The organism is Sediminibacterium sp., from assembly GCF_019264485.1.
GTDB lineage: Bacteria > Bacteroidota > Bacteroidia > Chitinophagales > Chitinophagaceae > Sediminibacterium.
This window is the reverse complement of the sequence record NZ_JAHVAA010000014.1, coordinates 499,758-513,225: the sequence shown is the minus strand read 5'-3', so window position 1 is coordinate 513,225 and position 13,468 is coordinate 499,758. Positions and strand designations below refer to the sequence as shown.

Annotated in this window: 9 protein-coding genes; 7 read left to right on the top strand and 2 right to left on the bottom strand. The window is 42.6% G+C overall.

Annotation, left to right across the window (positions count from 1 at the left end; all coding sequences use genetic code 11):
- The first annotated feature begins 40 nt into the window (after nucleotides 1-40).
- Complete coding sequence (locus KXJ59_RS13790; RefSeq protein WP_295205789.1) at nucleotides 41-2,449, top strand: TonB-dependent receptor; 2,409 nt, start codon at nucleotides 41-43, stop codon at nucleotides 2,447-2,449.
- A 102-nt stretch (nucleotides 2,450-2,551) separates the two neighbouring features.
- On the opposite strand, the gene KXJ59_RS13785 is transcribed toward KXJ59_RS13790, so the two are convergent.
- On the bottom strand, nucleotides 2,552-2,989 hold the full coding sequence (locus KXJ59_RS13785; protein WP_295205788.1) for a hypothetical protein: 438 nt from the start codon (nucleotides 2,987-2,989) through the stop codon (nucleotides 2,552-2,554).
- 227 nt (nucleotides 2,990-3,216) lie between these two features.
- Complete coding sequence (gene purN / locus KXJ59_RS13780) at nucleotides 3,217-4,251, bottom strand: phosphoribosylglycinamide formyltransferase (protein ID WP_295205787.1); 1,035 nt, start codon at nucleotides 4,249-4,251, stop codon at nucleotides 3,217-3,219.
- Nucleotides 4,252-4,580: 329 nt separating this feature from the next.
- Between purN and KXJ59_RS13775 the strand changes: the two genes are divergently transcribed.
- From KXJ59_RS13775 to KXJ59_RS13750, 6 genes are all read left to right on the top strand, one after another.
- Nucleotides 4,581-5,846: a c-type cytochrome gene (locus KXJ59_RS13775; RefSeq protein ID WP_295205786.1), complete on the top strand. Its 1,266-nt coding sequence runs from the start codon at nucleotides 4,581-4,583 to the stop codon at nucleotides 5,844-5,846.
- Between the two features lie 265 nt (nucleotides 5,847-6,111).
- Nucleotides 6,112-9,219, top strand: coding sequence for a TAT-variant-translocated molybdopterin oxidoreductase (locus KXJ59_RS13770; RefSeq protein WP_295205781.1), 3,108 nt, complete (start codon nucleotides 6,112-6,114; stop codon nucleotides 9,217-9,219).
- Between the two features lie 126 nt (nucleotides 9,220-9,345).
- The gene (gene nrfD / locus KXJ59_RS13765; protein ID WP_295205780.1) at nucleotides 9,346-10,788 is read left to right on the top strand and encodes an NrfD/PsrC family molybdoenzyme membrane anchor subunit; all 1,443 of its coding nucleotides are present in this window, start codon (nucleotides 9,346-9,348) and stop codon (nucleotides 10,786-10,788) included.
- Nucleotides 10,789-10,911: 123 nt separating this feature from the next.
- The gene (locus KXJ59_RS13760) at nucleotides 10,912-11,502 is read left to right on the top strand and encodes a DUF3341 domain-containing protein (RefSeq protein ID WP_295205778.1); all 591 of its coding nucleotides are present in this window, start codon (nucleotides 10,912-10,914) and stop codon (nucleotides 11,500-11,502) included.
- 18 nt (nucleotides 11,503-11,520) lie between these two features.
- Nucleotides 11,521-12,144: a cytochrome c gene (locus tag KXJ59_RS13755; protein WP_295205776.1), complete on the top strand. Its 624-nt coding sequence runs from the start codon at nucleotides 11,521-11,523 to the stop codon at nucleotides 12,142-12,144.
- 54 nt (nucleotides 12,145-12,198) lie between these two features.
- Nucleotides 12,199-13,428 carry a quinol:cytochrome C oxidoreductase gene (locus tag KXJ59_RS13750; RefSeq protein ID WP_295205773.1) on the top strand — a complete coding sequence of 410 codons (1,230 nt, stop codon included), beginning with the start codon at nucleotides 12,199-12,201 and terminating at the stop codon, nucleotides 13,426-13,428.
- Nucleotides 13,429-13,468 lie beyond the last annotated feature (40 nt).

Below are 13,468 nucleotides of genomic sequence, written 5' to 3'. Positions count from 1 at the left end.
ACTTAACTGTAAAAACAAACAGGATATTTCTATGCAGGGTATGAAAAAAAGAATCATTGGTTTAATGCTAGGTGTTTTTGTTGCTTCAACAACTTTGTTGGCGCAGAATTATAATATCATCATCAAAGTTTCAGATGAAAAACAACTGCCAATAGAAAGTGCTGTGGTGGATTTGTTTGAGAAAGAAAATAAAACAGGTACTGCCATCAGTAAAAAAAATGGCGAAGCCCTTATCGCGAATGTGAAAGCTGGTACTTATGAAATTGCCGCTTCTTTTACAGGGTATGAACCTCAGCGAATAAAGAATGTAGTGGTTGCAAATGCAGACCTGTATCTTGATATCAAACTAAAGCCAATTGTTTCTGAACTGGCACAGGTTACCGTACAATCATCCAAACCTTTTATTCAGCGTGAGCAGGGTAAGCTGATTGTAAATCCCGATGCCTCGCCCACCAATAACGGCACCACCGTTGTAGAGCTGCTGGAGAAATCGCCAGGTGTAATGATCGACCGTAATAACGGTATCAGCCTTCGGAATAAATCGGGTGTACTGGTGTTGATTGATGATAAACCTACTTACCTGCAGGGAGCCGATTTGATCAGTCTGCTCAGTTCGATGAATACTTCGCAGGTTGAAAAAATAGAATTGATAACAAGTCCATCTGCTAAATACGATGCAGCCGGTAATTCAGGTATCATCAATATCAAAACAAAGAAAATAAAACAGATCGGCTTTAATGGTAATCTTACCATGGCTGCTGCAATGGGGATGCATCCGCGTACCAATAATTCTCTTTTACTCAACTACAGGAAGAATAAATGGATTCATTATTTCTCCTACGGTATTAACTATGCCAAAACAAGAATGCCCATCTATGCACTGCGCACCTATTTTGATGCAGCGAGATCCCCTATCGCCATTCTTGAACAGCCTACTTTTTTCAATAACACGAACCTGAACAATACCATTAAATATGGAACTGAATTTGCGGCAACTGATAAACTCAGTTTTGTATTCTCATTCTCTGGTTCACTCATCAACCGTAAAGCCCGTAACACAGCTACTGCTGACTGGTTATCGCCATCCAGAACCATCGATTCTTCTATATATACGTCTTCTAATTCGGAGAACAGGTTTACAACTGGTGCCATTAGTATCGGCTCGCGTCACAAACTTTCGAAAACACAACAACTAACCATCGATGCCGATGCAGCACGATACGATTTAAACAATGAACAATATTTTCAGAGCGACCGGCCCGGTGCACAGGGTTATACCATTGGTACATTGGGTAATATTCCTTCCTTCATCAAAATATTTTCTGTGAACAGTAATTATACACAGGATATGGGAAGAAACGGGAAGCTGGAAGCTGGTGTTAAAACTTCGAAGATCGATACCGACAATGATGCTGGGTATGTAGTAAGTGTTAACAACGGTTTATGGCGACCAGACTATGCGAAGAGCAACCATTTTGTTTATGGTGAAAAAATACACGCTGCATTTGGTATGTATGAACAAAAGTTTAAGAGGCTGACAGTACAGGCTGGCCTGCGTTATGAATACACACATTACGATGCGCACCAGTTGGGTAATATTGTGGTAAAGGATTCTTCGTTCAGCAGAAATTATGATGGTTTCTTTCCATCGGGTTTTGTTACCTGGGAAGCAGACTCAATACATACATTTTCATTCTCTGTAGGCCGCCGTATTGACCGTCCCAATTTTCAGCGACTAAATCCATTTGTAAACATTATCAATAAATACACACTCGAAAGAGGCAATCCTTTTTTCAGACCACAGTTTACCTGGAACTTTGAATTATCGCACCAGTATAAACAGTTGCTGCATACAACGTTCTCTTATTCACTCATCAAAGATTATTTCTCGCAGTTGTTTCTAACCGATCCTGATGGTACGCTGGTGTACACACAGGGTAATGTAGGGCGTATGCACAACTATACTTTTTCAACAATGCTTACCATTAAACCCGCCAAATGGTGGTCGTTGAATACGGAAGCTATTTATACCTATAAAAAACTGATTGGTTATGTGTGGAACAATTATCGCTCCGATGTTTCACAACTTACACTGAATATGAACAATCAGTTTCGAATCAGTAAAAAAATAAGTGGTGAAATCTCGGGTTCATATACAGGTCGATCACGTAACGATTTACAGGAACTGTTGTACCCATTCGGTCAATTAAATGCCGGCTTATCGATGCCGGTAATGAAAAACAATGGCACACTGCGCTTTTCTGCCCGCGATATTTTTAAAACAAACTGGATGGAGGGGCTGACTGATTTTAAAGATGCAGAAGAATACTTTATTGTAAGACGAGACAGCCGTGTGTTCACATTATCCTTCTCCTATCGCTTCGGCAAAAACAGCAAAACAACCCGCCAGAAATCTGCCACAGAAGAAATGCGAAGAGTAGAGCTGTAGGAATAAAGAAGAAGAAATAAGGAATAGGAAACATGAAATGAGAAAGTAAAGGAGTATTCCACTTCCTGATTTCTTATTTCATGTTTCCTATTCCTTATTTTCTCAGCCCCACACATCCGGGTGTTTGGCAAAATAAGGGAGTGCGAAACAACCGGAGATGCCGGTGATGATTTCAACGCCGAGGGTAAGTCCTCTGGCGCTGGCAGGTAACGGATCGCCGGTAGGCATCATATTAGGACCGAGGGGAATGAATGCTACAATGGTTACAAGACAAATACAGAGTAAGGTATAAAGCATAGCACCTTTTTTCAGGTACTCTACCATAGCTGCATATACAATGCCCGCAGCAATAAGCGTAGGTATGGTAAAATAAATAATGGAATTGATGTTTACCCACTCTGCAAATTCATATCCCGTTACCTTTCGGTAAATGAGATCAAATGCAAGATTGATGACTGTAGTGCCGATACCTACGAATAAACCACCCAATATGCCACGGGTGGCCATACTGTACTGGTAAGGGGAAGTTCCGGTTTCCATATCGAAAGGTTTTAGTGTTGTTAAAACTGTACTACCTCATGCGATCGGAAAATGCCTGGCGATGAATAAGACCTGTTTATTCTTAAATTTCGGAAGAATAATTGGTATTTGCAAGCGAAGCAGGTGAGAAGTCCGAAAGACCGGAAGTCGGTAAGTCCGAAGATGTGTTCTCGGGTAATGAATTCTTTTGTAATAGATAATAACGGTGCTTGCGATACCTGAATTCCTCAACTTCCGGACTTCCGGACTTCCGGTCTTTCGGACTGTACTACCACCTGCTCAACTACCTGCGGAAAATACCTGTGTTCCAGTTCGTGAATTTTTTGCGCCAGGGTTTCTGGCGTATCGGTTGTTGTTATTTCGCAGCGGGCCTGGAAAATGTGTTCGCCTTCATCGAACTTTTCGTTTACATAATGAATAGTAATACCGCTTTCTTTTTCGCCTGCTGCAATTACAGCTTCATGAACATGCATGCCATACATGCCTTTGCCACCATATTTTGGCAGTAGGGCTGGGTGTATATTGATGATACGGTTGGGGTAGGCTTCTATGAGTGCCGGAGGTATTTTCCAGAGAAAACCAGCCAATACAATAAAGTCAATGCCACTGCGCTGTTTAATCTCATCTACATATGCGTTGCCGCGAAAGAATTTTTCCTTTTCAATCATCAGTACCGGAACATTATTATCGGTTGCTATCTGAATAACACCGGCTCCGGGTTTATTACAAACCACCAAAGAAACCTGTATGGTGGAATGATTTTTTAGATGGGTTATGATTTTGGCAGCATTCGAACCGGCGCCGGAGGCGAAAAGAGCAATGCGGATGTTGGGATGTCGGATCTCGGATGTCGGATTTGAGGGTAGCTCATGTCCAAAGGACTCCTGTCGGAGGACCATGGACCATGGACCATGGACTACTTCTTCCCCTTTCCCCTTTGATTTTTCACTTTCACCATTCACCATTGACCATTCACCCTTCACATTTCTCCCTGTGATTCTCCGCCACATTTTAATGAGATAATTTCTAAAAAAAGGAAACTGCCCCATGGGAATGCTGACCGCTAACACACAAATGGGCCAGATAAGGGTTACAAGTAGTATATATATAATATAAAAGAGAACCCCTTTTTCGACGGGTAAAAGGGCTATAATACGTTTGCCGGTATAGCCGCAAAGGCTGCCGCCGAGGGCAAAAGTGGTGAAAACCAGTATAAACCGGGGCCAGTTTAAACCCCATTTCTCTTTCAGGCGACGAAACATGGCTCAAAAATGCGATAAAAAGGGGAGGAAAATTGCGATAGGTGATTTTTTAGCCACAGATTCACAGATTTCTTTTTTAATCTGTGAATCTGTGGCTTGTTTCTAACATTCTCTGTTTGCATGAAGATCAATTTTATGATTTTGAACTTCATTCAATGAATTTGTTTAAAAGTATGACATTCGTCATGCCTTATATGCGCCAATTCGCTGAAACACAAGCCAGATAAGGATAAAAAAAAATCCGCAAGGTTTGGTTTTTGTCAGCATCGTGTCATATTTTTGCAGCCGTTCACGGATATTTTTCCACACCAAGAACCACGTTTGTGTATATGATATCTTTTAGACGCATAACCAAGACCTGCCTGCTCAGTGCACTCCTTTTCTTGGGTTTTTCAGTAGTGAATACAGTTTCGGCGCAAGATGGTAAAACCCTCTTCAATACGAATTGCGGAACCTGTCACGCCGTACATAAGCCTTCTACTGGTCCGGCCCTTGCGGGTGTGGAAGATCGTTGGCCCAATAAAGCCAATCTCTATTCCTGGATCAGGAATAGTGCCGCTTTCCTGAAAACAGGCGATAAGTACGCTAATGACCTCTATAATACATGGGGTAAGGTTGCGATGAACCAGTTTCCCAGTCTGACTGACGAAGAAATTGGTGCCATTTTGAAATATATCGGCTCTGTTCCAGCCCCTGGTGCAGGCGCAGCTGCCGGTGCCGCGGCAGGAGACCCCAATGCTGCAGCCGCTTCTGAAAGCGACAATACCTTATTATTTGGTATCCTCACCCTTATTCTGGCAGTGGTTGCCCTTATTCTCTTGCAGGTGAATGCCAACCTGAAAAAACTGGCCGATGAGCGTGAAGGTCATGCCTCAGTTGAGCCTGTTCCTTTCTGGAGAAACAAGAGTTATATCGCTATGATTACTGTGGTATTATTTGTAGTGGGTGGTTATCTCACTTCAAAAGGTGCTATGGCACTGGGTCGTAGCAAAGAATACCAGCCCGAACAACCTATTTACTACTCACATAAAGTACATGCCGGTATCAATCAGATCAACTGTCAGTACTGTCATACCGGTGTATACCAGGGCAAACAAGCCACTATTCCTTCTGTGAATGTGTGTATGAACTGTCATATGTCGATCAATGAGTACGGTGGCGAAAAAATGTATACTGAGTCTGGAGAAGAAGTAAATGGTACAGCAGAAATCCAGAAATTATATAAATACGCAGGTTTTGAGCCCGGTAAACCCTGGGATCCTTCCAAAGCAAAACCAATTGAGTGGGTTCGTATTCACAACCTGCCTGATCATGTATACTTTAACCACGCACAACACGTAAAAGCAGGTAAAGTAGAGTGTCAGACCTGTCATGGTGAAATCCAGAAAATGGGTGAAGTAAAACAGTTTTCCGACCTGAGCATGGGTTGGTGTATCAACTGTCACCGCGAAACACAGGTACAGTTTAAAGACAATGGTTTCTATAGCATTTATGAAAAATACCATCAGGACCTGAAGAGTGGGAAAATGGATAGCACCAAAGGTGTTACTGTGGAAGCGATTGGCGGAACTGAGTGTCAGAAATGTCACTATTAAATTTGGAAATCTGGAGATTTGGAAATTTGTCCGCAGGACTCATTTGGAGAAAATGAAGCAGGTTCAGATTTTCAAAACCTTCGGTTTTTAAAACAATAATGACTAAGCAAGCGGTAAAAATGAGGATTGGGGGTTGAAAATTCACAAATTTTCAAATTCACAAATTTTCAAATTGACATATTGAAATTGTAACGAAAGGAAATTAGTTTAAGCGGAAATAATCCATTTCCAAATTTCCAAATTTCCAAATTTTCAAATTAACAAGATGGAAAAAAAGTACTGGCAAAGTTTTGGAGAGCTGAATCAGTCTGAGGCTTACAATAAAGAAGTAAAAGACGAATTCAAGGATGAGCTTCCATTTGTAGCTGATGAGAGCAAGAGCTTCATGGAAACTGCTGCTCCCCGCAGAGACTTTCTGAAATACCTGGGCTTTAGCACCGCCGCTGCTGCTGTAGCTGCGAGTTGCGAAATGCCGGTTAAGAAAGCCATTCCCTTTGCCAATAAACCAGAGGATATTGTTCCGGGTATTTCCAACTACTATGCTACTACCTATGTTCAGGATGGTGATGTGGTAAGTATCCTGGCCAAAGTGCGCGATGGCCGTCCCATTAAAATTGAAGGTAACGACCTCAGTCCGATCACAAAAGGTGGTACATCTGCCCGTGTTCAGGCTGCTGTGTTGGATTTATATGATACAGCCCGTTTACGTTTTCCTACCATCGATGGTAAGGAAGTAACTTTTGAGGCGGTTGATAAAGCGGTTGCTGCGGGTATTGGAGGTAATGTGGTAATTCTTACCAGCACCGTTACTTCTCCTTCTACCAAAGCTGTAATTGCAGAATTTCTTTCTAAATATCCTGGTAGCCGCCATGTAACATATGATGCTGTTTCATACAGCGCTATGATTCAGGCCAATGAAGCTACTTATGGTGTTCGTGGCATTCCTTCTTATCATTTCGAAAATGCAAAAGCCATTGTGAGTCTGGGTGCCGATTTCCTCGGAACCTGGCTGAGCCCGGTTGAATTTGCCAGACAATACGCAGCAGGTAAAAAAATTGATGAGAAGAACCCAAGCATGAGCAAGCATATTCATTTCGAATCTGTTGCTTCCATGACCGGTTCTAATGCCGATGAAAAATACCTGCATCGCCCTTCTGAAACCGCTGCTATCGCTGCTGCTTTATTAAGCGCAGTAAATGGTCAGGGTGTTAGTGGTATCAGCGATGCCAAACTGAAAGCAGGTATCGAAAAAGCTGCCAAAGCATTGAATGAAAATAAAGGCGCTGCATTAGTAGTGGCCGGAAGCAATGATGTAAATATTCAGGTGATAGTAAATGCTATCAATAATGCCATCGGTGCCGGTGGAACTACCATTAACTGGGGTGTGCTCGATCACCAGCGTGCTGGTGTAGATGCAGATTTTGTGAAACTGGTAGAAGACATGAATGCAGGTGCGGTGAATACCCTTCTCGTTTATGGCGCTAATCCTGCTTATACATGGTATGATGCGGAGAAATTTAAAGCAGGACTGAAAAAAGTAAAAACAACTGTTTCATTTGCTGCTAAAGTGGATGAAACTGCTGAACTGTGTAAGATTGTTGCTCCTGATCATCATTTCCTCGAAAGCTGGGGTGATGCTGAAGCAAAAACAGGTCATTTCTCTTTCATTCAGCCTACGATCTATCCTTTATTTAAAACCCGTCAGTGGCAAGACAGCCTGCTGAAATGGAGTGGTAATACTTCTGATTATCTCGCTTACCTGAAAAATTTCTGGAGCGCTAAACTGGGCGGACAATCTGGCTGGGATAAAGCCCTGCAGGATGGTGTGATCAGCATAGGCGAATCGGCTACCAAACCCGGAACCTTTAGTGGTGCCGCTGTAGGTGCTGCAGTTGCCGCTGCTACTTCAGGTAAAAAAGGTGGTAAATATGAACTGGTACTCTACGAAAAAGTAGGTATCGGTGCAGGCCAGGGTGCTTCGAACCCATGGTTACAGGAATTACCTGATCCGGTTACACGCGCTACCTGGGATAACTACGTAATTGTATCTCCTGCGCTGGCCAGAACCATTTTAGATATTGACCTGAACAATGGTGGTCAGGCAGATGCTTATGAAGTAAATCCTCCTAAAAAAGTAGTGAAGGTTTCTGTAGCTGGTAAAGAAATTTCATTGCCTGTATTAATCATACCCGGTACACATCCTGATACCATCGGTATCGCCGTAGGATATGGCCGTAGCAATAATATTGGTAAAGCTGCAGCAGGTGTTGGTAAAAATGCCTTCCCGCTGGCTACACTCAGCAATGGTGTGGTGAGCTACAGTAATAATAGCGTTGAGATTACTGTAACAGGTGAAAAATATCCTGTTGCCTTAACACAAACACATAACCGTTACGATACCACACAGGGTAACCGTACCGAGGTAATGAAAGAACTGACACTGGCTGATTATAAAAAACATCCAACCGAAATTCGTGAAGAGCGTGATCATGAGTTGAAACCATGGGGTGGACTGGAGAAATTTGAAAGTCAGGGTACCATTTATCCGGTTTATGACAGACCGGGCATTAAATGGGGTATGAGTGTTGACCTGAATACCTGTAATGGTTGTGGAGCCTGCGTTGTGGCTTGTAATGCAGAAAACAACGTTTCTGTAGTAGGTAAACCCGAAGTATTACGCGGTCATGAAATGCATTGGTTACGTATCGACCGTTATTACAGTGGCGATATGGATAATCCGAATGTAGTATTCCAGCCACTCATGTGTCAGCACTGCGACAATGCTCCTTGTGAGAACGTTTGTCCGGTGGCTGCTACCAACCACAGTTCAGAAGGTATTAACCAGATGACTTATAACCGTTGTATCGGTACAAGGTATTGTGCCAACAACTGTCCGTATAAAGTACGTCGTTTTAACTGGGCTGATTATACTGGTTCAGACAGTTTCCCGAATAACCAGGAAGGTCATGTAAATGATGTGGTAATGAACATGAATGATGATCTTACCCGAATGGTACTGAACCCTGATGTTACAGTACGTTCACGTGGTGTGATTGAGAAATGTTCATTCTGCGTACAGCGTTTACAGGAAAGCAAACTGAAAGCGAAGAAAGACAGCAGACCATTGGTTGACAGTGATGTTAAAGTAGCCTGTCAGCAGGCATGTCCAACCAACGCCATCACATTTGGTAATGCCAATGATAAACATAGCGCCATCACCATGGTGAGAACAGAGAATCCGAACCGTCAGTTTTATGTGCTCGAGCAACTGCATGTATTACCAGGTGTTACTTACTTGGCCAAAGTACGTAATACAGAATCGGCGCATGGTGAAGGAAAGCATGAAGCAAAAAAAGAAGCAGAACACGCATAGAGTGAGTAATGAGTAGTCAGTAGTGAGCTGAATGAAACACTCACTACTGACTATTCACTACTCACTAAAAAGATCTAAAATAACTATGGACCACTAACCCTGGCCCATGGACCAAAAAAAGACCAGATGCATTTAAAGTACGAATCACAGCTCAGGGAACCGTTGGTGTACGGTGACAAAAATTACCATCAGGTAACTGAAGACATCGTGAGACCCATTGAAGCCAAGCCCACTAAATTGTGGTATATCGGTTTCTATATTTCTGTTGCCTTATTGTTGTTTGGTGTGTATAGTGTATACCGTGAGGTAACTTATGGTATTGGCCAGTGGAACCTGAATAAGACCATCGGATGGGGTTGGGATATCACCAACTTCGTATGGTGGGTAGGTATTGGTCACGCAGGTACATTGATTTCTGCGATCCTTTTACTGTTCCGCCAGGGATGGAGAACAGGAGTGAACCGTGCGGCTGAAGCGATGACCATCTTTGCGGTAATGTGTGCGGGTCAGTTCCCCATCTTCCACATGGGTCGTGTTTGGATGGCTTTCTTCGTACTTCCTTATCCTAACACACGTGGTCCTTTATGGGTAAACTTTAACTCACCACTGTTGTGGGACGTATTTGCCATCTCAACTTATTTTACTGTATCTCTTTTATTCTGGTATTCTGGTCTGATTCCTGACTTTGCAACCGTTCGCGACCGTGCTTTCACTAAGCTGCGTAAACGTTTATATGGTATTGCATCTTTTGGCTGGACCGGTTCTACCAAACACTGGCAGCGTCATGAGAGTCTTTCTCTTGTACTCGCCGGTTTGAGTACACCACTGGTACTTTCGGTACACACCATCGTATCATTCGACTTCGCTACATCAGTAATCCCAGGATGGCATACCACCATCTTCCCGCCATACTTCGTTGCAGGTGCCATCTTCTCCGGTTTCGCCATGGTACAAACACTGATGGTGATTGTACGTAAAGTATTCCAGATGGAAGACTATGTTACGATTGGTCACATTGAGGCGATGAACAAAGTAATTGTATTAACGGGTTCTATAGTAGGCGTGGCTTACCTCACTGAGTTATTCATGGGATGGTACAGCCAGAACAAATATGAAGGTTACACATTCTGGTACAGCCGTGCTTACCTGTTCAGTCCTTATGGCTGGAGCTATTGGGGTATGATGGCTTGTAACGTACTGAGCCCGCAGATATTCTGGTTCCGTAAAATGAGAAGAAACCTGTTCGTAACCTTCTTCATGAGTATTATCGTGAACATTGGTATGTGGTTCGAACGTTTTGTAATCATCGTTACCTCATTGTACCGCGATTACCTTCCTTCCAGCTGGTCTGTATACTACAGTCCTACTATCTGGGAAGTTGGTTTCTATGCAGGAACATTCGGTTTGTTCTTTACCTGTTTCTTCCTCTTCGCCAAATACTTCCCGGTAATTGCGATAGCAGAGATCAAGTATGTACTGAAAACAACCGGTGAAGGATATAAAAACAAAATGGGCAATATTGAAGAGCAGAAGCTGGAAGATTTTGTACATGAACAGGCGCACCATTGATAATGTGCTAATTTGAAAATTTGGAAATTTGAAAATGATGATTTGATGTTTGGAATTTATAGGAAATAAACACATGTTCATTTCCAAATTTCCAAATTTCCAAATTGTCTAATTAAATATAACATGGCAAAAAAGAAATTCGTAGTAGGCTGTTTTGATGATGAAGCAGTATTGTTTCCTGCGGTGAAAAAAGTTCGCACGTCTGGTTACAAGATTCATGATGTGTATACACCATTTGCGGTACACGGATTGGATCATGCACTGGGATTGAGAGAAACCAGTTTGCATACTGCAGGTTTTATCTATGGTATTACCGGTACCACAACAGCCCTGAGTTGCATCAGCTGGATTTTTACCCTCGACTGGCCGCTGAATATTGGTGGTAAACCACATTTCGCTTTGCCGGCATGGGTACCCATCATATTCGAGTTAACGGTATTGTTTGCAGCGGTAGGTATGGTACTTACTTTCTGCTACCTCTGTCAGTTGGCTCCTTTTGTAAAAAAGCATCATTTCCATCCCCGTGCAACAGACGATCTGTTTGTAATGGTGATAGAGTGTACCGATAAAACAAACGTTGAAGACCTGAAAGCATTCCTGAGCAGCAATGGTGCTGTAGAAACAGATGTTCAGGTAGCTGAGGAAGGCTGGTGGTTAGGTCGTTACGACAAAGACGAAATGATGTTTGAAAACAAAGAAATCGTTGCTGCTTAATTTTTGAATACTAAGAAGATGAAGAAATTATTGATCATAGCTGTTGCTGCCACTGCCACAACCATTGTAGCCTGTAGCGATGTAAAGCGTACACCAGGTACCATTTATATGCCTGATATGGCATACAGCCGTGCCTATGAAACCTATGCAGATCATAGTAACCTGACTGAAAAAGGCATTCACTATACAGCAATGCCTGTTGCGGGAACAATGGCCAGGGGTGCTGAACTGCCATTTCATATTGCCAAAGATGCGGCAGGTGATACCACCAATTATTATGCATCTCGTGCAGTACCCAACCCTGTTGATTCTATGAGTGAGGCAGAGACTATTGAAGCTGAACGTCTGTATCAGGTTAATTGTGGTATCTGCCATGGTAACAAACTGGATGGTAACGGTCCTTTGTACAAAGGAGGAGAGGGTCCATATATTGCAAAACCCGCCACATTGGTAGGAGATGCGAAATATGAATCAATGCCAGACGGACAAATGTTCTATTCTGTTGCTTATGGTAAAAATATGATGGGTTCATATGCATCACAATTAAGCCGTAAACAACGCTGGATGGTGATTAAATACATCAAGAACAAACAAAAAGAAGCAAAAGCAGCAGCTACGTCAGCACCTGCAGCAACAAAATAAATAGTATTAAATCCTAGCTCCGGATTTTAATCCGGAGAGATTAAAAGAATAAAAATGGCATCTATCAAAACGCAATTTGAGATACCCGGCAAAATGAAAACATGGTCCTATGCCTTGATTGGAGTAGGATTGGTGGCACTGATCGCAGGTCTGGTGATCAAGGGTTTCAGCGCCGATGAACATGAGCAGACTCAGTTCTGGGGTACACTGATGTATAATACCATTTTCTGGACCCTGGTTTGTAATGCCAGTATGTTCTTTATCTGCGTTACTACGATGGCTATGGGTGGATGGCAGCAATCATTCCGCCGTATTCCGGAAGCCATTTCTACCATGGTACCCATATTTGGTGCCATCACTTTTGCAGTATTGATTTATGTAGTCTTAGGTCATAAACACCATATTTATCATTGGTTAGACAGCGAAGCGGTTGCCAACGATCCGATCCTGAAAGGCAAAGCTGGTTTTCTGAATCCTGTATTCTTTATTATCTGGACTACCCTCACCATTGGCTTATGGAGCCTGTTGGGATGGAGAATGCGTCAACTGAGCAGTGAGGCCGATGAGGCACCAATGGATGCCGAGAAAGGCGCGAGCTTTATCTGGAGAAATACCATCCGTGCTGCTCTCTTCGTAGTATGGTTTGCCTTAACTGTTGGTTCTACTGTTCCCTGGTTATGGATGATGAGTATCGATGCACACTGGTATTCTACCATGTATAGCTGGTACACATTCGCCAGTTCATTTGTATCGGGTATGTCGCTCGTAGCTTTATGGGTGATTTACCTGAAAAATAAAGGTTACCTGGAACTTACTTCACAGGAACACCTGCACGATATTGGCAAGTTCATGTTTGCGTTCTCTATTTTCTGGACCTACCTCTGGTTCTCACAGTATATGCTGATCTGGTATGCAAACATTCCTGAAGAAACTGTTTATTTCAAACACAGGGTACAGGGTCCTTATAAAGGTATTTTCTTCCTGAACCTGATCATCAATTTCTTATGTCCTTTGTTGATCCTGATGAAGCGTTCAGCCAAAAGAAATTACACATTGATCACTTTTATGGCAGTATTAATCATCTTTGGACATTGGATCGATTTTTACCAGATGGTAATGGGAAGTCTGTCTAAAGAACATGTAACCCTTGGCTGGTTCGATTTTGGTATACTGAGTTTATTTGTGGGTATGATGATTCTGGGTGTAGGTAAAGCTTTGACAAAAAAACCATTGGTTCCGAAATATCATCCTTTCCTGAAAGAGAGTGTGATTCACCAGGTGTAGTTGTTAATTTGAAAATTTGGAAATTTGAAAATTTGTCCGC

Bases quoted from the DNA above. Each gene is read 5' to 3' on its own strand.
- KXJ59_RS13790 (WP_295205789.1), top strand. From the start codon at position 41: ATGAAAAAAAGAATCATTGGTTTAATGCTAGGTGTTTTTGTTGCTTCA.
- KXJ59_RS13785 (WP_295205788.1), bottom strand. From the start codon at position 2,989: ATGGAAACCGGAACTTCCCCTTACCAGTACAGTATGGCCACCCGTGGC.
- purN (WP_295205787.1), bottom strand. From the start codon at position 4,251: ATGTTTCGTCGCCTGAAAGAGAAATGGGGTTTAAACTGGCCCCGGTTT.
- KXJ59_RS13775 (WP_295205786.1), top strand. From the start codon at position 4,581: ATGATATCTTTTAGACGCATAACCAAGACCTGCCTGCTCAGTGCACTC.
- KXJ59_RS13770 (WP_295205781.1), top strand. From the start codon at position 6,112: ATGGAAAAAAAGTACTGGCAAAGTTTTGGAGAGCTGAATCAGTCTGAG.
- nrfD (WP_295205780.1), top strand. From the start codon at position 9,346: ATGCATTTAAAGTACGAATCACAGCTCAGGGAACCGTTGGTGTACGGT.
- KXJ59_RS13760 (WP_295205778.1), top strand. From the start codon at position 10,912: ATGGCAAAAAAGAAATTCGTAGTAGGCTGTTTTGATGATGAAGCAGTA.
- KXJ59_RS13755 (WP_295205776.1), top strand. From the start codon at position 11,521: ATGAAGAAATTATTGATCATAGCTGTTGCTGCCACTGCCACAACCATT.
- KXJ59_RS13750 (WP_295205773.1), top strand. From the start codon at position 12,199: ATGGCATCTATCAAAACGCAATTTGAGATACCCGGCAAAATGAAAACA.